The organism is Ilumatobacter sp. (assembly GCF_049588435.1).
In the GTDB taxonomy this organism is placed as follows: domain Bacteria; phylum Actinomycetota; class Acidimicrobiia; order Acidimicrobiales; family Ilumatobacteraceae; genus Ilumatobacter_A.
This window is the reverse complement of the sequence record NZ_JBAVYV010000221.1, coordinates 1-18,232: the sequence shown is the minus strand read 5'-3', so window position 1 is coordinate 18,232 and position 18,232 is coordinate 1. Positions and strand designations below refer to the sequence as shown.

The 18,232-nt window shown below is 67.2% G+C and carries 13 protein-coding genes; 3 read left to right on the top strand and 10 right to left on the bottom strand.

All coding sequences use genetic code 11. From position 1 onward, the window contains the following. Nucleotides 1–27: 27 nt before the first annotated feature. The gene (locus WBV89_RS08525; protein WP_423980907.1) at nucleotides 28–2,382 is read right to left on the bottom strand and encodes a peroxidase family protein; all 2,355 of its coding nucleotides are present in this window, start codon (nucleotides 2,380–2,382) and stop codon (nucleotides 28–30) included. 93 nt (nucleotides 2,383–2,475) lie between these two features. Here WBV89_RS08525 and WBV89_RS08520 point away from each other — a divergent pair, with 93 nt between their 5' ends. After that, entirely contained in the window at nucleotides 2,476–4,035 is a 1,560-nt protein-coding gene (locus WBV89_RS08520; RefSeq protein WP_423980906.1) for a lipoxygenase family protein, read from the top strand. Between the two features lie 224 nt (nucleotides 4,036–4,259). Here WBV89_RS08520 and WBV89_RS08515 read toward each other — a convergent pair whose 3' ends face one another. Further along, nucleotides 4,260–5,738 carry a Dyp-type peroxidase gene (locus WBV89_RS08515; RefSeq protein WP_423980905.1) on the bottom strand — a complete coding sequence of 493 codons (1,479 nt, stop codon included), beginning with the start codon at nucleotides 5,736–5,738 and terminating at the stop codon, nucleotides 4,260–4,262. Next, a complete protein-coding gene (locus WBV89_RS08510; RefSeq protein ID WP_423980904.1) occupies nucleotides 5,732–6,349 on the bottom strand; it encodes a hypothetical protein in 618 nt (205 codons plus the stop codon). The genes WBV89_RS08515 and WBV89_RS08510 overlap by 7 nt, the downstream gene beginning before the upstream one ends. Before the next feature lie 91 nt (nucleotides 6,350–6,440). Here WBV89_RS08510 and WBV89_RS08505 point away from each other — a divergent pair, with 91 nt between their 5' ends. Continuing rightward, nucleotides 6,441–7,529 carry a catalase gene (locus WBV89_RS08505; RefSeq protein ID WP_423980903.1) on the top strand — a complete coding sequence of 363 codons (1,089 nt, stop codon included), beginning with the start codon at nucleotides 6,441–6,443 and terminating at the stop codon, nucleotides 7,527–7,529. 36 nt (nucleotides 7,530–7,565) lie between these two features. Here the strand turns inward: WBV89_RS08505 and WBV89_RS08500 are convergent, their stop codons facing one another. From WBV89_RS08500 to WBV89_RS08475, 6 genes are all read right to left on the bottom strand, one after another. After that, on the bottom strand, nucleotides 7,566–10,241 hold the full coding sequence (locus tag WBV89_RS08500) for an ATP-binding protein (protein WP_423980902.1): 2,676 nt from the start codon (nucleotides 10,239–10,241) through the stop codon (nucleotides 7,566–7,568). A 75-nt stretch (nucleotides 10,242–10,316) separates the two neighbouring features. After that, nucleotides 10,317–10,991, bottom strand: a complete 675-nt coding sequence (locus tag WBV89_RS08495) for an ABC transporter ATP-binding protein (RefSeq protein ID WP_423980901.1) — start codon at nucleotides 10,989–10,991, stop codon at nucleotides 10,317–10,319. A 130-nt stretch (nucleotides 10,992–11,121) separates the two neighbouring features. Beyond that, nucleotides 11,122–12,219: an ABC transporter permease gene (locus tag WBV89_RS08490; protein ID WP_423980900.1), complete on the bottom strand. Its 1,098-nt coding sequence runs from the start codon at nucleotides 12,217–12,219 to the stop codon at nucleotides 11,122–11,124. Next, on the bottom strand, nucleotides 12,216–13,355 hold the full coding sequence (locus tag WBV89_RS08485) for an ABC transporter permease (protein ID WP_423980899.1): 1,140 nt from the start codon (nucleotides 13,353–13,355) through the stop codon (nucleotides 12,216–12,218). The genes WBV89_RS08490 and WBV89_RS08485 overlap by 4 nt, the downstream gene beginning before the upstream one ends. Before the next feature lie 110 nt (nucleotides 13,356–13,465). Beyond that, the gene (locus tag WBV89_RS08480) at nucleotides 13,466–13,906 is read right to left on the bottom strand and encodes a hypothetical protein (RefSeq protein ID WP_423980898.1); all 441 of its coding nucleotides are present in this window, start codon (nucleotides 13,904–13,906) and stop codon (nucleotides 13,466–13,468) included. Between the two features lie 83 nt (nucleotides 13,907–13,989). Continuing rightward, on the bottom strand, nucleotides 13,990–14,445 hold the full coding sequence (locus WBV89_RS08475; RefSeq protein ID WP_423980897.1) for a universal stress protein: 456 nt from the start codon (nucleotides 14,443–14,445) through the stop codon (nucleotides 13,990–13,992). Nucleotides 14,446–14,477: 32 nt separating this feature from the next. Here WBV89_RS08475 and WBV89_RS08470 point away from each other — a divergent pair, with 32 nt between their 5' ends. After that, on the top strand, nucleotides 14,478–17,273 hold the full coding sequence (locus tag WBV89_RS08470; protein ID WP_423980896.1) for an adenylate/guanylate cyclase domain-containing protein: 2,796 nt from the start codon (nucleotides 14,478–14,480) through the stop codon (nucleotides 17,271–17,273). 24 nt (nucleotides 17,274–17,297) lie between these two features. Here the strand turns inward: WBV89_RS08470 and WBV89_RS08465 are convergent, their stop codons facing one another. Then, the gene (locus WBV89_RS08465; protein ID WP_423980908.1) at nucleotides 17,298–18,221 is read right to left on the bottom strand and encodes an NAD-dependent epimerase/dehydratase family protein; all 924 of its coding nucleotides are present in this window, start codon (nucleotides 18,219–18,221) and stop codon (nucleotides 17,298–17,300) included. Nucleotides 18,222–18,232 lie beyond the last annotated feature (11 nt).

The following is an 18,232-nucleotide window of genomic DNA, read 5'->3' as shown; positions in this document are numbered from 1 at the left end:
CACCGCCGCACACGCCGCCGCCGCACGTCAGCGTCGCGAGTCGCCGAGCCACGGATCGGGCCTCAGTGAGGTGTTGTACGCCCGCAGTGGGTGCCGGAGGGGGTCGAGTGACACGTCGTCGTCCCACGGCTCGAACGCGTTGGTGACGTTGGCCAGCCCGGTCCCGGCGAGTTCGGGGATGTGACGGAGCAACACGTTCTTGAGGGTGGCGTCGTCGACCCACTGCATCCCCTCCGCCGAGTACACCTCCTCGCGGTAGTCATCGGTGAAGAACCGGTCGGCCTGGAGCCGACGGCTGGCGTTGAGGATGAAGATCTGGAACATCGTCTCGCCGAACCCGAAGTGGGTCGGTCGGCGTGTGTCGGAGTCCTCGGCGAGCGTGCCGATCATCAGATCGAGGTGTTCGACGTTGTCGCCGTACACGTCGACGAGACGCGCGATCACGTCGGCGTCGTCGGTGAGATCGGCGAAGGTCCGGATCGGTTGCAGACGGAGTTGCCGCCGGAACTCGTTGTATCTCGGGACTCCGCGCTCGCGGGCGCGCAGTACGTCGATGGTCCCCATGTCGAACAGCGGATTGCCCGGGACGCTCAGCTCCTGCAGGAACGCCGGGTAGTTGTTGAGCACCAGCTGGCCCGGATGCTGGGTCCCGAACGAGAAGAACAGATCGACCAGCGCGATGCGTGCGGTGAGCTTCGCCGATCCGGCCTGACGGGTCAGCCCGACCGGCAGGTCCTCGATCGACTCACCGGTGTCGTGGCGTCGGAGGTGCAGTTCTTCGGGCAGCAGCGAGTGCAGTCGGTAGACCTCGACGAATTCCTCCGACAGTCCGAACGGTGCGTCGTACTTGTTGATCGCGTTGCCGACGATGCCTCCGAGTTCGGGATTCTCGACGTTGAACTCGCTGACCGTCCGGCGATTCTCCGGCTTGCGCATGTACGTGAACATGCCGTACCAGTTGGCGTTGAGGCCGAGGTCGAGCGCGTGGTTCGGGAGGATCGCCGGCGTCCACTCGACCGAGTGGATCTTCGCCATCACCGCCGCGTTGACGAGTCGGGCGACGTTGAACAGTCGGTTGTCGTCCCATGTCGGATGGGCGGCGGCGAGTCGTTCGCAGATCGCGTTGTGCTCGCGGGCGAACAGAGTGTGCATCATCGACAGCCCGACCCACCAGTTCCGGTTCATCCCGGTGTCCTCGACTCCGTTCGCTCCGAGTGGGAGGGTGCCGTCGTCGTTGAGCCGGAGCGTGCCGCCGATCCCACTGCGCAGCCGGTCCTGGGTCGCCTGATCGCTGCCGTACAACTGCGAACCGTCCCACCAGTGCGTCACCTCGTTGATGAACGTCGCGGGCGTCTCTTCGCCGAACGGTTGGCGCGTCGGATCGGGCTGCGTGCGTCCGACGAACATGTTGCGCTGGCGGTAGCGCTGCCGTGCCGGATCGTCCTCGTCGAGCGGGATCTCGATCAGGTCGTGTTCGAGGCTGTCGGCGTGGTTGATCCAGTCGTGGTTCTGGAACTGGATCCACGACGCGGCGAGCAGGTTGAGGAACGGCACCTCCTTCATCGGCCCCTCACGCGTGAGGAACACCCGACTCACGGTCCGTGGGTTCGGCGACATGAGGTCCGCGTCGTCACCGGGGCGGATCGCCGAGTTGGCCACGTTGCGCACGAAGCGCGTCCCCGCCGCACCCTCCTTGGGGTCGTCGAGGTTGTTCCAGCTGCCGTCGGCGGTGCGGAAGTGGGTGACGCCGTCGGGTGGCTCGAGCCCATCGGCGAGGAACCCGACGTTGGCACCGCGCGGATAGGTCCGGATGAGGTTCTCGGCCATCAGATGCTCGCGCATGTAGGCGAGCGACAGGATGCCGCGGTACAGACTCCGGCGATACCAGTTCGTCCACACCGCGTCGTGGTACCGCTTGCCGATCACGTTCGTCGCCGCGCCCATCAGCGCGCCACCGATCGAGCCGACCTCGTGGCCGACGAAGCGGCGCAGCCGACGCCAGTGACCGTGGGGTGGAAGCGGTGCCGGACGCGCGGGGATGTTCGGCGTCGGCGGGGGAGCGAGGAGGTCGTCGTCGGTGAAGAGATGGACGTCGGGGACGTACACGTCGAGTTCGGAGTGGGCGTTGGCGACGGCGCGCTCGCGCATGTCGTTCCAGTCGACGCGGGACGCGTCGGTCGCGCATGCCGCCGCGTATCGGTCCGCGGCCTGCTCGTACTTCTCACACAGGAAGAAGGCGAGCGCGAGCGTCGCGTGGTCGTCGCCGGTCATCGACTCGTCGTCCGCAGCTGTCTCGAGCAGCGCGAGCGCCTCGCGGAACCGGCCGGCCTCGATCAGGGCGGAGCCGTCGGCACGCGCAGCGCCGCGCTTCATGGCCTCCATCGCTTGTCCCCTCCCGTCGACCGATGAAAACTAGCACCCCACTTCGTGGCCACTCCCCGGAACTTCGGCCACTCCCCCGGAACTATGGTGACCGTGACCGTGACCGTGACCGATCCGCACGCGAGCACCCGCGACGATGCCCCGACCCACCGCGGTGGGTGGACATGGCGACTTCGCCGCGGGTTCTGGAACCGGTTGACGGTGTTCAAGTACGAACATCAGAAGCCGACGCCGATCGCCGAACCGACGAGACCGGACCCGAGCTTTTCGATGGTCCCGCTGAACAGCGTCTATCCCTCGATTCCGATCACCCGACTCGCGGTCGCCGCGACGGTGCCCGACGACGAGGCGGCTCCGCTGAAACAGCGGTTCACGAAGGTGCAGGGATTCATCGACTCGCGATGGCCACTGACACGACCTGGGTTGCCCGAAATCCCCGCGGACGCCGAGGCGGCGCTCGACCGGGCATTCACGACGCGCCATCGGCGGTGCTATCCCGCACCCGAACGCACGACCGCCGACCTCGGCGAGCTCGCCGTGGCGAGTCCGTATGCCAGCTATCTCGAAGCACGCGACGACGGCACGTTCGCATGGGATCTGTCGGTGCTCACCGAGTTCGACGCGCAGCAGGGACTCGTCCGACTCGGCGCCACGGTCATCTTCGAACGCGATCCCGACGCGCGCCGTGTGCATCCGGTCCGCATCGACTCTGCCGCGGGGTCGTCGACACCGGACTCGCCCGACTGGGAGTCGGCCACGCGGCTGGCGATGTGTTCGATCACGACTCACGCGTCGTTGGTCCGCCACTTCAACTTCCTGCATCTCACGAGCGGCGCGCCACTCGAGGCGGCGACACGACGACGCCTCGCGGCGCGGCATCCGGTGCGGCGACTGCTGTGGCCACACGTGTTCGGAACGCATGCGAGCAACGACTTCGTGACCGAGATCCAGATGAAACCGGGCGGTGACTTCGAGTCGATCTTCGGACTCACCCAGCACGGATTCTGCGAGTTGTTCGAGGCGACCGCCGCCGACTTCGACCTTGCGATGATCAACCCCGTCACCGACGCGGCCCGTCGCGGCATCGACACGCTCGATTGTCCCGCTCACGACAACCGGACCGCGCTGTACCAGGCGATGCTGGCGCACACCTCCCGCTACCTCGACCTGTACTACGCGTCGGACGACGACGTGGCGAACGATCAGGCACTCGGCGAGTGGTTGGCCGACGTCGACAGCAGCATTGCGAACGGGATCCGCGGGGTCTGCGGCGGCTCGATCGGTCTCGATGCGCTGGCGACCCTGACGGCGACGATCATCTACCTCGCGACGGTCGAGCACGAGATCACCGGGACCGGGCTGTGGGACTATCAGCTGTGGCCCGACGTGTCGCCGGTGCGGATCTACGAGGACGGTCGGCGGCTCCCGGTCGACGTGTACCAACACTCGGTGAACGCCAACCTCAACCTCAACTCACATCGGTTGATGCTGCTCGACGACCGGATCCCGATGATCGCCGGAGACGCTCACGGCGAGGACGCGATGCGTCGATTCCAGCAGGATCTGCTGGCGCTGCAGTCCGAACTCGACCGCTCCCCCGCCGCTCCCTGGCGACTCGAACCGCGCCTCCTCAAAGCCAACATCAACGCCTGACCACTCCCTCTCCCTCTCCTCCCGACCCTCTCCCGACCACCGTCTCCCGACCACCGTCTCCTGCCCACCCCGACTCCCCACCCCGACTACCCACCCCGACTGCCCATCCGACTGCCCATCCGACTGCCCATGCGGGTGTTTGGGTCCATCCGGGTGTTTCTGCGGTACTTCCGGCAACGCAAACACCCGGTCGGACGCAAACACCCGGGTGGGGGCGGGTCGGGTCAGGGGGTGGAGGGGGTCGCGGCGATGTGGCGGAGGGCCGTCATCGAGGGGCAGAAGAGGTAGACCGACCCGACGGTGTGGGTGAAGCGGGGAAAGTGGCGCAGCGTCAGCGACGACCCGTCGGCGAACGGGATCTCGAAGCGACTCGACGCCGAGCGGTTGGCACCGATGATCACGTCGTTGGTGCCGGTCACGCGCGGGTCCTGCAACCCGAGGTTGATCCAGTCGTACATGAGCGCCTCGTACTGCGCGGCGAGATCGGCGCAGAGGAAGCTGCCGAGCAACCCACGCGGCACGCCATCGTCGCCCGCCGACGGGTCGTACGCGGGACCGTAGGGAACACCCCGCCGGACGATCGGTCGGGTGTGATTGGCGCTGCGCTGGACGATTCGACTCCCACGCGGATTCCCGCGGCGGATGTGCGCCCCCATCGGACACATCGTCCCGTCGAAGTCGTCGAAGTCGTGCCGCTCGTCGGGGTAGTCGAAGTCGTTGAGGTCGTCGCTGTCGCCGAGCACCGGCATCCCGTCGACGAACCGTCCGTCCGTTTCGGTCTCCCCACCCGGACGCATCTGCATCGCGGCGTGTTCGACCGCGTACGACAGCGGGACCCCGTTGCGCCATCGTCCCATCAGCTTCGCCGCGATGAACTCCACGGGATCGACCTCGGGGTGCACCATGCCCGGATGTTCGGCGAGGAGTCGCTGTGCGCTCTCGTGCAGGAACAGCTCGAATCCGACGACGTCCTGTTCGAGGACCCGGAACGCGTTGAAGCAACCGTTGACGGCGAGCTCCGACGGCTCGGGAAGCGTCCACTGCACGTCGGGGAAGGTCGTCTCGTACGGTCCGAGCAGGAGCGCGCCGAGCGGGGCGACCGGCTGTGCGTCCTCGCGTCCGATCACCTCGCCGTCGATCTCGAAGCGCGGCTGCGAGATGCTGTCGCGATAGCCGAAGTGGACCTTGTCGTCGTCGAGACCCTCCCCGTCGAGCCGCGCGGTCGTCGAGAACGCCCCCGATCGACGCCAGGCCACCTCGAGTTCGCTCGACAGCGCATCGCGCGCGTCGATGGTGTCGGCGAAGATCGTCCACATCGCGTGGACCTTGTCCGGATCGCTCATGCCATCGCGCCAGTTGCTCGGGTCACTCTGGTCGACGTCGCCGACCTTCGTCGCCCGACCCACCGCTCCCTCGCGGAACGCTGCGGGGAACGAGTCGACACACTGGCGAGACAGTCCGAGCGCGGCGAGGCCGGTTGCGGAGAAGCCGACGTTGAGACACGTGAGCGGACGCACGGTCCACTCCTCGGACGTGGTGATCGCCGGGCCGGGGGGCATCCCGTCCGCGGCGTCGGCGATGAAGGACCGAGCCGCTGCGGCGTTGCGGACGGTCACGATCAGATGGCGGACGTAGCGTTTGCCGCTCCCGTATCCGCGCAACAGGTTGCCCTGCACGTCGGCGAGGTCGATGTGCGTCACCATCCGAGATCCAGCGCCTCGCGGATCTGCGCGGCCGAGAAACCCGGGTACGCGCGATACACGAACAGTTGGGCGTTCTCGTGCTCGTCGAGCGTGATCGCCAGATCACGGGGCAACCGCAACACGTCGTCGCTGAGGTCGACGACGCTCTCCGGGAGTTGGAGGGCGTCGCGCTCACGCACCCACTCGATGAACGCGTCGGGATCGCTCTCGACGGGAAGCGGAGGTGGATCGACGACGAATGTCAACAGACCATCGAACGCGGTGCCGACGTTGTAGATGAAGTCGCGGATGTAGTTGGCGAAGTCGCCGTCGTAGATGCTGAACATCACGAGGTTGCCGTCGACGATCGTGAATCGACCGAAGTGCACGATCTCGGTGTTGTTGAGCCCCGCCATGACCTGCTCGACCGCACCGAGCAACGCCTTGGCCAACCGCGCGCGCCCGACCGCCGAGTTGTCCTTCAGCGGCATGATCAGGTTCATCGGGACCTGCATGTTGTCGCTCGGGTTCATCGAGAACTTCGGCGGCGCGTAGGTCGGAGGGTCGCGCCACCGCCAGTATCTGATCAGCAGCGGCGACAGCACGCGTTCGAAGGTTGCACCGATGGTCATCTTGTCATCGCGTCGAACTCGCTGCCCGCGCCCTCCTCAGCGTTCCGACAGTAGCGGAATCGGCGGGTCGCCGGCTCCGCTACCGTTGGGCATGGCCGAGATCACGCAACAGTTGGTCGATCAGATGCTCGACGGTTTCCAACCGGCCTTTCCCGACCACGTCGCCGGGACGCGTCCGATCCACACCAAGGGGATCGGAGTGATCGGTTGGTTCCGCGGGTCGAGCACGGCGCGGTCGTATTCGTCTGCCGCGCAATTCGCGCAGGATTGGATCCCGGTCCGGGTTCGATTCTCGAACGGCAACGGACAACCCGATCCCGACGGCCGCCGGCAGGTGCGCGGCATGGCGATCCGCTTCTATCCCAACGGCACGATCGTCGATGACCAGATCGTGGCCAAGGATCCGGAGAAGCCGCTGCTCGAGACCGACCTGCTGTGCACCTCGGTCGACACGTTCATGATCGACCAACCGCTCGACCTGCTCGAGATGCAACGGGCGATCGTCCCTCGGAAGGTCCGCACGCCGGGCATCCTCGCACGCATCCGCTCCCTGCTGGCGATGTCGCCGATCCCTCCCGAAGACGCCGAGATGTCCACATCACCGAACGCAGGGATCCTCGCGTGGCAACGCCGCTACCCGCAGGCGCAGTCGTTCGTCCTGTCCAACTCGCTGATCAAGCCACCGGACAGTTACGCCCGGACCACCTACCACGCGATCCACGCGTTCGAGGTCGTCAACGACGCGGGGATTCACCACATGGTGCGGTTCTCCGTCGAGCCCGGTGATGGTGTGCACAGCAACATGCCGCTGACCGACGAGCGCAACGAGTACGGCGCATCGCTCGGTCGCGACTATCTGCAGGAGGAGTTGCACGAACGACTCGCGCGCGGTCGCAGCTCGTTCTCACTCCGGATGCAGGTCGCCGACCCGTGGGACGACTCGGCGGACCCGACCCGAGCCTGGCCGCGCAACCGGATTCGGGTACTGATGGGCACGGTCACGCTGACGGGGATCGCGGCCGACCAGGAACGGTTCTGCGAGAAGATGAGCTTCAATCCCGGTCGGCTGCTCCCCGGCATGGGATTGTCCGATGATCCCGTCCTCCGGTCGCGGATCGCCGTGTACGAAGCATCCCAGGAGCGCCGCGGAGCCGACCGGTGTCCGGTCATTCACGGCTGACACCGACCCCACCGACCCGGTCGGTCCGGGCGACGATCAGTCTTCGCCGGCGAACTGTTCGGTCGCGACGTCGAGCACTCGGCGGGTGTAGGCCATCGCCTCGGTGAAGTCCATCGCCGATCCGACGGCGACGCACTCGTCGAACTTCTCCTGGCCCAGTTGGTCGCGGAGTCGGTCGAGGACCGGCGGCAGGTTCTCGGCGATCGCGAAGCCGAGCGGCACACTCGCCCCGTAGGTGGTGGCGGCGATCTCGGGCCGGTCGAGACGATCGAACATCACCGCGATCTCGCCGAGCGTCGTGGCCGCACTCGCGGAGTTTCCCGACCGTCGGTACTCGTCGATCACGGTGGAGAACATGTCGAGCGCCTCGTGCACTCCACCGCGCGTCCCCTCGAGCGTGGCGGTCTCGCGCAGCACGATCGCGCCGATGTAGTCGATGCGGTATTCGCGCGCGTACTCGAGGCTGGAGCGCAGTGCGACGAGCGCTGCGACCGGGTCCGACGAGGCGTAGGCCCGGGCCCAGGACGTGCGTGCCCAGCTGATCCAGAACGGGATCCCGCTCTGCTTGGCCACTGCGACGACGTCATCGGCCATCGCTCGCGCCTCCTCCTGGCGGCCGACTCCGGGGAGCACCCCGAGCAGACCGCAGCTCCCCATCACATGGGCGAGACCGGTCCGCTCGGCCAGCGCACCGCAGATCTCGAACCACCGTTCGAAGTCGCCGAGGTAGCGGTGTCCGATCGCCTCCCAGAAGTGACTCCAGCCGTACTCGAAGGGATCGCGACCCGGTTCGGACTCGAGCCGGATCGCCTCGTGAGCGTGATCGATCGCCGACTGGTGGCCTCCGGCGAGCGCGCTGACGCATGCCGCCGTACGGAGGCGCGGCAGTTGGGGGATGTCGGCGTCGGTCGCGGCATCGATGATCTCGTTGACCCACGCGACGGGCTCGAAGCGTTGGAGAACGAACGACAGCATCGTGGCGTGGCTGGCGATCCGGGCTGCCAACTCGACCTCGTCGTTGTCCGCGGCCCACCGGAATCCGGCACGCAGTTCGGCGAACTCGATGTCGAGCCAGTCGATGGCATCACGCTGTGACGGACTGTTCCACACCTCCCACATCTCCTGTGAACGAGTGGAGAAGAATGCCGCGTGGGCGTGGCGGAGATCGTGGGTCAGTTCGGATCGTTCGAGCTGTTCCTCGGCGAACTGGCGGATCGTCTCGAGCATCCGGTAGCGCGTCCGGTCGTGGCTCATGTCGACGACGATCAACGACTTGCGGACCAGCGAATCGAGCAGGTCGAGGACGGCGTACTCGTCGAGCGATGGATCCTCGATCACGGCGTGGACCGACTCCAACTCGAACCCGCTGGCGAACACCGCGCACCGTGCCAGCAGCGACCGTTCGTCGGCGTCGAGGAGTTCGTAGGACCACGCGACCGTGTCGCGGAGCGTGCGATGGTGCGGCGCACCACCGGGAGCCGTCGCCGCCGACAGCAGTTGGAGTCGATGGTCGAGTCGCTGCGCCACGTCCTGCGGGCTCATCGACACCATCCGGGCGGCAGCGAGTTCGATCGCGAGTGCCAGGCCGTCGAGGTCGACGCAGATGTGGGCGACCGCGGCGAGTTCGGCCGAGCCGGCGGCGGGACGGAACCGGGGGTTGGCGGCCTGTGCGCGCTCGACGAACAGCGAGACCGCCTCGGACCCGGTTCCCGCCTCGACGTCGAGTGGAGGAACCGGCCAGACCCGCTCACCGGGGATCCCGAGACTCTCGCGCGAGGTCGCGAGGACGGTCACCGAGTCGACGGCCTGGAGGACCGTCTCGACGAGGCGCTGCACCCCATCCATCACGTGTTCGCAGTTGTCGAGCAGAATCAGCAGCTTCTGCCCGCTGAGGGCGTGCAGGATGCTCTCGGTGCGCGACGAGTTCGTCTCGACCCGGACCTTGAGCGTGTCCGCCACGAGTGACGGCACCACGTCGGCCGTTCCGGTGGCAGCCAACTCGACGACCCAGACGCCGTCGGGGAATTCGTCGGCGATCAATCCGGCGACCTCCTCGGCGAGCCGCGTCTTGCCGACCCCACCCATCCCGGTGAGGGTGACGAGGCGGTGGTCGCGCACCGTGGTGACGAGCTCGTCCAGCTGGTCGCCCCGACCGATGAGGCGCGACGACGGTGCGACGAGATTGCCGTGCACGGCCCCGACCGTGCTGACGGGGGGAAAGTCGATCTCCAGCCCGTCGACCGCGACCTGCGTCAATCGGATCGGGACCGACACGTCGCGCAGGGTGTGGACGCCGAGGTCGATGTATCCGCGGGTGTCGACGAGGCCGGCCGTCGAATCGGCGAGGAGGATCTGACCGCCGTGCGCTGCGCCCATCACGCGTGCGGCCCGGTTGACACACGTTCCGAAATAGTCGCCGTCGCGCGGTTGTGCCTGTCCGGACGCGAGGCCCATCCGCACCGGGAGTCCGAGCTCACGTTGCGCCTGGATCGCCGCCGCGACGGCCTCGGGTGCCGAGTCGAACACCGCGGCCGCGCCGTCACCTGTGTGCTTGAACCAGTCGCCACCGTGACCCTCGATCGCGGCACGGAGAACGGCGTCGTGCGCGGTGAGTTCGACGCGCATCCCCTCGGGGTCGAGCTCCCAGCGGCGCGTCGAACCCTCGATGTCCGTGAAGAGGAACGTCAACGTCCGTGATCGCCATTCCGCCACCCCCTCACACTGTCACATTTTCGGACGATCTCCCACGGCGGTGTGCGAGGGTCGGGCTTCGTCGGAGGCTGGGTTTCAGGCGGCGAGGCGGCCGTCGACGATGTGCACGCTGCGGTCGCAGAACTCGGTGATCCGCTCGTCGTGCGTGACGACGATCGCGGCGGTTCCGCGCCGCTTCATCTCGGTGCGGATCAGCTCCATCACCTGCTCGCCGAGTTCGGTGTCGAGCGACGACGTCGGTTCGTCGAACAACACCAGTTTCGGGTCGTTCATCAGCGCCCGACCGATCGCGACGCGTTGGCGTTGGCCCCCCGAGAGCTGCGACGGCATGTTCTTCATCCGCTCACCGAGTCCGAGTTCGGCGAGCAGGTCGGCGGCACGTCGCTGGGCTTCCTTGCCCGTCCGTTTGCCCAGCTCGTCCACGACCGTCAGGTTCTCCTTGGCGTTGAGGAACGGGATCAGGTTGACCGACTGGAAGACGAACCCGATCGACTCCTGGCGGAACGCCGTCAGCTGCTTGTCGCCGTAGTCCGAGATGTCCTCGCCGCCGACGACGATCCGTCCCTCGGTCGGCGACAGGATCCCGCCGGCGATCGAGCAGAGCGTCGTCTTCCCCGACCCCGACGGTCCGACCAGCGCGACGATCTCGTCATGTGCCACCGTCAGGCTGGCATGGTCGAGGGCGACGACGTCGGAGCCGTCGCCCATCGTGTAGATCTTGCGAACGTCGGACAGTTCGAGCGCGTTCATGACGTGGCTTTCATGAGGTGACTATTCATGACATGGCTGTTCATGAGGTGACTATTCATGAGGTGACATTCCATGAGGTGACTATTCATGAGGTGACGATTCATGAGGTGACGATTCATGACGTGACGATTCATGACGTGGTTCCGATGGCTGAGGCCGGGTCGACCTTGAGGACGCGGCGGAGGGAGAACGAACAGCCGACCGCGGCGGCGAGCAGGAGCAGTGCCGTGCTCGACAGGATCGACCCGGCGGACACGGCGATCGGGATCGATCCGGGTGGGATCACGAGGTCGAGCAGAACGACGAGCGCCGCTGCGATCGCCGACGCGATCAGGGTGACGACGACAGCCTGGACCATCAGCCCGCCGAAGATCGTCATCGACTTGGCGCCCAACGCCTTCAGCACCCCGTAGAGGCTCACCCGTTCGACGGTGATCAGTGCGAAGAAGAGCCCGATCACGACGAGCGCGACCGCGATCGTGACGCCGATGATCTGGTTGAACGTGCCCTGCTGCTCCTCGACGCCCGGGATCGCGGCGACCGCGCCGTCGATCGTGTAGCTGTCGGTCGCCCCGTCGGTGGCGGCGTCGATCGCGTCCGGGTCGGCGTCACCGCGCACGACGAGCGACTGCCACACGCCGTCGGCGAGCTGTGCGTCGGGGCGGTTGTCGGCGAGCGTGGTGCGCCAGGTGGACTCGTTTGCCCACAGTCCGCCCTGGCCGTTGAAGCTGGTGTCGGACACGAAGCCGACGATCTCGACCGGGGTGCGGGCAGGCCCGACGAGGATGGTCATGCCCTCCTCGATGCCGTCGGCCTTCAGCACGTCATCGGCATACGCCTGGCCGTCGGCGGGCGGCGCGGGCACGCCATCGGGTGCGAGTTCGTAGCCGAACATCGCGACGTTCGCCAGGTCGCGGGGACCGTTGTCGGGTACCCGGGCACCGAGTTGGACGAGACCGATGCCGCCGACCTCGTCGACGCCGTCGACCGACTCGACCGCGGCGCGAATGTCGGGCTCGATCCGACTGCGGGGGAACGACGCCTGCGCCGACGCGGAGTAGACGAGCGCGTCCGCGTCCTGGGCACGGATCGCACCGGTCGACGACTCGATCAACCCGTCGAGCAGGCTGCCGAGGAACATCAGCAGGATCGCGATGAGCGTGATGATGACGGTCGCGGTCGCGAACCGCCCGGGCCGGCGGCGCAACTCCTTCAGCGCGAGGTTCATGCGCCCACCCCCGCTCCGGTGGTCGCCTCGATCGGGTCGATCCGCAGCACCCGGCGGGCGGCGACGAGTGAACTGGCGATGCCGAGCGTCAACAACAGGATCGACCAGAAGATGACCGCGCCGGTCTCGAAACGCAGCGAGAGCCCGCCGAGCCCGACCACCGTCAAGGGGAAGTAGAGCGCGGTTCCGACGATCAGGCCGGCGCCGACCATGATCACGACCTGGATCAGCAGCGACGCGACGAGGCGCCGCGCCGGCGCGCCGATCGCGCGGAGCAGCGTGAGCGAGTTCGCCTTCTGGAACGTGATGATCAGGAAGAACAGACCGGTCACGCACGGCACGACGAGGCCGTAGAGCAGGAAGATCAGCCGGAACGACTGCTGCACCTGGGAGACACCGGGCGTCTCGGCGGCGGCGTCGGAGCGGGTCAGCGCGTCGAGATCGAGCGACTCCGCATTGATGTTCTCGACGAGTTGGGTATCGGTGGTGCCGTCGGCGGGAGCTGCCACCATCACGTTCGGGAGTGGCTCACCGGCATCGGGGTTGACGGACTGCACCGCATCGGACCACGTGTCGTACGAGACGAACAGGGTCGGCGAGACGTTGAGTTGGATGTCGTCGGCGAGTCCGACCACCTCGATCTCGAAGCCCCCCGGTTGCAGCACCACGGTGTCACCGATCGCGAACTCGTCGTCGCCTCCCGTGCTCCCCACCGCCTCCAGATCGCCCGACGGGTAGCGGCCGTCGCTCAGCTCGCTCGGAGCTCCGAGTCCCTCGCCGTCGGCACCGAGTTCGTAGCCGATGATCGTCGTGTCGACGGTGCCACCGTCGGCGCCACTCGGCGCGCCGGTGAACGTGCCCTGTCCGAGTCGGCCGACCTCACCGATGCCGGGGGTGTCGCGGACCTCGGCCTCGAGGTCGGGGGTGATGATGCTCCCCTGAATCACCCGCTGGCCGTCGACGGAGTAGACGAGGACGGGTGCGTTCTGATTGCGGATCGCTCCGACGAAGCCGGTGATCAGACCGTTCTGCAACGACTGCTGGAAGAGGATCAGGAAGACGAGCAGCGCGATCGCCATGACGAGCAGCCCGAAGCGCGCCTTGGCGCGTGACATCTCTTTGATGGCGAGAAACATGAGGAGGGTGTGGCGGTCGAGGTCCGCGCCGGGATTTTCGCAGCTGATTCTCGGTGATGCTCGGTCGTGCTCGAGAAATCACGCGTCGGCGGAACGGCGCCCGCGACGTGTCAGAGCTTCTCGTTGAAGTACTCGTCGGACTCTTCGTGGCCGTAGAGCGCCCACAGGACGAACACGCCGACGAACAGCGAGAACACGGCCCGGTAGACGAACCCGCCGGTGTGATGGGCGACGAGCACGTACATCGCCACACCCATGCTGAACGCCTGGACGACCGCCACGAGCACACGAATCCCTCGGCTGCCGCGCATGATGCCGCTCGCGACGACGAACAGCAGCACCGCGGCGATGACCTCCCCGATGACGGTGCCGGTGAGCGCTCCACTCGACAGCGGCGAGTTCTGCGTCTCGAGATAGTCGAGAATCCCGTTCCGCCAGATCAGCAGCGAGATCGCGGCGACGAACGCCAGGAACGCCTGCACGTACAGAATGAAACCGATGAAGGTGACCACTCCCGGTCGCGGGACGGTGTGCATGGTCGCGTTGGACATGGCGAGCTCCTTGTCATGGACGAGCGGTCCAACACTATGAGTTGCCGGGTACGGAGACGCTGATCGCGCCGCCGTTCCGGGCGTCAGTGATGGCCGACGGCCTGGACCATCACGGGGCACGGAGCGTGCCGGACGATGTAGTCCGACGTCGAGCCCATCATCGCCCGCTTGAGGCCACCCTTGCCGCTGTTGCCGATGACGACGACGGATGCGGGCAACGACGACGCGAGCTCACAGATCGCCCGGCCGGGCACCCCGACGATGCACATCAACTCCGGATCGTCGAGGCCGAGCGCGGCAGCGGTCGCGTCGAGGTGCTTCTTCGCGGCACGATCGCCGCTGGTCTGAACCTGTTCGGCGAAGTCGGGCGACGATGCTCGGCCCGAGAAACCGGTTCCGGTCGTGTTCTCGGCGTCGACCGGTGACTCGACCGCCACGAGAATCGTTCGAGCCGGGCGTGCCAGCAACGGGAACGACTTCTGGATCGCTTCGATCGACACGTCCGAGCCGTCGGTACACAGCAGGACAATGGACTCCATCCTCCCAGCGTACGACCTGCAAGAGTGGCAGCATGGGGTTCGACGGCGTTTCCCGGGATGCGTTGACGTACGTGTTCACCGACATCGTCGGCTCGACCGAGTTGTGGGAGCACGAGCCCTCCCGGATGGGGGCGGCGGTGCAGGCCAGTGAGGAGCTGCAGCACCGCCACATCGAGGCGTTCCGCGGTCGGGTGTTCAAGCACGCCGGAAACGGCTTGGGAGCCACCTTCACCGTGCCGTCCGACGCGGTCCTCGCAGCAGGTGCGATCCAGATCGACATCGTGGGTCGGGAGTGGCGCGACGGCGGGCTCCCGCTGCGGATCGGGATGAACACGGGCGAGGCCGAGGCCCGAGTGGGCGACTACTTCGGCAGCCCGGTCAACCTCGCGGCCCGGATCATGTCCGTCGCTCAGGGCGGTCAGGTGTTGATCTCCTCGGTCACCGCGGCCACCGCTCGCCCCCAACTCGCGCCCGAGTACTCGCTCGACGACGTCGGGGAGGCCTGGTTGCGTGGGTTCGAACACGCGCATCGTCTCGTTCAGCTCGGTCATCGTGAGCTGCGGTCCGACTTTCCCCGTCTTGCCCAGAGGTCCGACGTCGATCGTTCACTGCCGACTCCGACGACGACGCTCGTCGACCGGGTCGAGGAGATGGCGAGTGTGATGGGGACGCTCGAGCGGGGGCGGATCGTCACCCTCGTCGGTCCGCCCGGCGTCGGAAAGTCTCGGCTGGCGCTCGAGGTCGCACGGCGCGCCTTCGATCGATGGTCCCACGGCAGCGTGTGGTGTTCGCTCGAGGAGGCGACGTCGGCCGAGCAGGCGCTGCACGTAATCGCGGCGGCGATCGACGTCAGCGACCTCGGCGGCGACCCGATCGAGGACATCGTGGTCCATCTCGCCCACCGCGAGGTCCTGGTGGTCCTCGACAATGTCGAACACCTCGTCGAACCCGTGCGCGACCTGGTGAACGAGATGATCCTCCACTGCGCGAACGTCGCGCTGCTCGCGACGTCCCAGGAACCGTTGCGGATCTCCGGCGAAGTGGTCTGCGTCGTGGAACCGCTCGCGTGCGGGCGAACCGGCGCGGGACCGGCCGAGATGCTGTTCATCGACCGCGCACAGTCGACGGGCGGTCAGCTCGGTGGCTCCGAGGAGAACGCGCACCGGATCAGCGAACTGTGCGCACGTCTCGACGGAATTCCGCTGGCGATCGAGCTCGCGGCCGCCCGCGTCCGATCGATGACCCTCGCCGAGATGGAGACGGCACTCGATCAACGCTTCAAGCTGCTGACCACCCGCGACCACGGGAGGGCGCGACCGAGTCGGCACCAGACCCTGTACCGCGCGATGGAGTGGTCCTACGAGTTGCTCGACGTCCGTGGGCGAGCGATGTTCGAGCTGCTGGGCGTGTTCTCCGGCGGCGCGCACCTCGACGCGGTGGAGTTCGTCGCCGAACATTCGGAGGTCGACGTGGGCGATGCCGGCGAGACGCTGTGGGAACTCGTCGAGAAGTCATTGGTCCGAACGGACACGAGCGGTGAGACGACGCGTTTCACCATGCTGGCGTCGCTGCACGCGTTCGCGCTGGACCGCCACGTCGCACACGGCACGTTGATGGTCGCCGAACGCTCCCACGCCGCGTTCTACCTGTCGTTCGCCGAGACGGCCGAGCGCGAACGGTCCGGGCCGGACGAGCGGTGGTGGGTCGACGCCCAGTTGCGCGAGTTCGACAACCTGCGCAGCGCGGTGGCGTACTCGCTGGCGAGTGGCGACATCGACACCGCGTTGCGGATCTTCGTCGCCATGTACGAGATCGCGTCGATGCAGGGACGGGTCGAGGTGTTCGACTGGGTCGACCCGTCGACCCTGCTCGATTCCGGGCACGTACTGGTCCCGGCGGCGTTGGCGATGTCGGGGCTGCGCCACGATCCGCTGATGCCCTCGTCGCTCGACGCGGCCGAGGAGGCGATCCGCACGTTCGCGGAAGACGGCGGGCGGATGCATCGCATCCTCCCGTTCGCTCGGGGTTTCGCCGAGGCCAGCCGACAACACCACGGCGCAGCCCTGGCCGCGTACGAGGATGCCGCCCGAGTGGTCGCCGAGACCGAGGGACGCAACGGACGCTGGATCACGGCGCGTTGTCTCGTGCACATGTTCGCACCGGACACCGCCGCTGCCGAAACACTGGTCGCGGACGCCCGGCGGGTCGGTCAACCGACCGGGATCGCCTTCTCGTATCTCGTGCTCGCGCGGGCTCTGCGCGACTCGCGTCCCGAGGAGGCGCTCCGGCTGACCGAGGCCGCTGCCGAGCTCTCGGCCACGGTCGACAACCGCCACGTCAGCGTCTACGTCGACCTCACCCGCGCCGGGGTGCTCGCCCACGGAGCGCGGCCCGAGGGGGCGCTCGAGTTCCTGCTCCGGGCACTGGTCTCGGCAGTCGAGCTGGGCCAGCACGAGGTGATGTGGCGTTCGGTCGGCGACATCGCGGCTGTGCTGCAACGTCTCGGCGACGACGACCACGCGGTCGAACTCCTGCAAATGTGGGTCGGCCACTATCCCGGCGGTCCCGAGGCGGCGGAGCGCCGGTTCTCGGTCACGGTGTCCTCGGTCGACGCCCTCGGGGATGCGGCGTCGTTCGATGAGCTGCTCGCCCACACCCGCGACATCGTGGCAAGCGTGTGCGCCGCGTCGACGAATCCGGCCACGGGCGCGCCGTCGGGAACGTCGTCGGACACGTCGTCGGACAATTCGTCGTCGGACGATTGGACGGGACCGCTGGCGGGCGCACTGTCGGGCGCGCCGCGAGACGAGGCCGTTCCGCCCGCCTGATTCAGGACCGGGACGCCGGTTCGCTCACCGCTCGGAGTCGACGGTGTTGTCGTTGGCGTTGATGGCGTCGATGTCGCGCCAGCCGTGTCGCGGCATGAAACCGACGAGCTGCTTCGCCTTGTCGTTGGCGTAGAACGATTCGAATCGGTCGAGTTCGCGGCGCAGGGGCACCCCGTCGTAGAACCGCTCGTACACCTCGGCGCTCGTGATTGCGACCGACGTGTCGTCGTTCGACACGTTGAACACTTCGTAGCCGAGGCCGTCGGTACAGAGGCAGCAGTCGACCATGTGGCCGAGATCGCGGGCGTCGATATAGGCGAAGATGTTGCGTCGCCGCAGTGCCGGATCGGCGACGAACGCCGGGAACTTCGTGGCGTACTCGTGCGGCTCGATCACGTTGTTGATCCGCAGTCCGTAGATGTCGATCCCCGAACGGGCGTGGAACGAGCGGGCGGTCGCCTCGTTGACGACCTTCGACATCGCGTAACTGTCCTCGGGAACCGTCGAGTGGTCCTCGTCGATCGGAACGTACTCGGGACGTACCTCTCCGTCGGCAAAGCACACACCGTAGGTGGTCTCGGAACTCGCGAAGATCACCTTCGGAATGCCGAGCCGAACGGCCGCGTCGAGCACGTTGTAGGTGCTCTGGACGTTGACGCGGTAGGTCTCGTTGTCGGGTCGGATCAGGATCGCGGGCACCGCCGCGAAGTGGACGACGGCGTCGTAGCGCGGCACACCGGTACCTGGTTCGAGTTCGTCGTGGCGGGCATACGACGACAGCGCGTTGACGACCTGACCCGAGTCGGTCAGGTCCACTCGCAGGTCGGCGACGTCGGGATGGCCGAGGGGAACGAGGTCGGCGTTCGTGACCCGGTGACCGCAGTCGACGAGATGCCGCACTGCGTGGCGCCCGGCCTTGCCGCTGCCGCCGGTGAAGAAGATCCGCATGGTCGCGACGG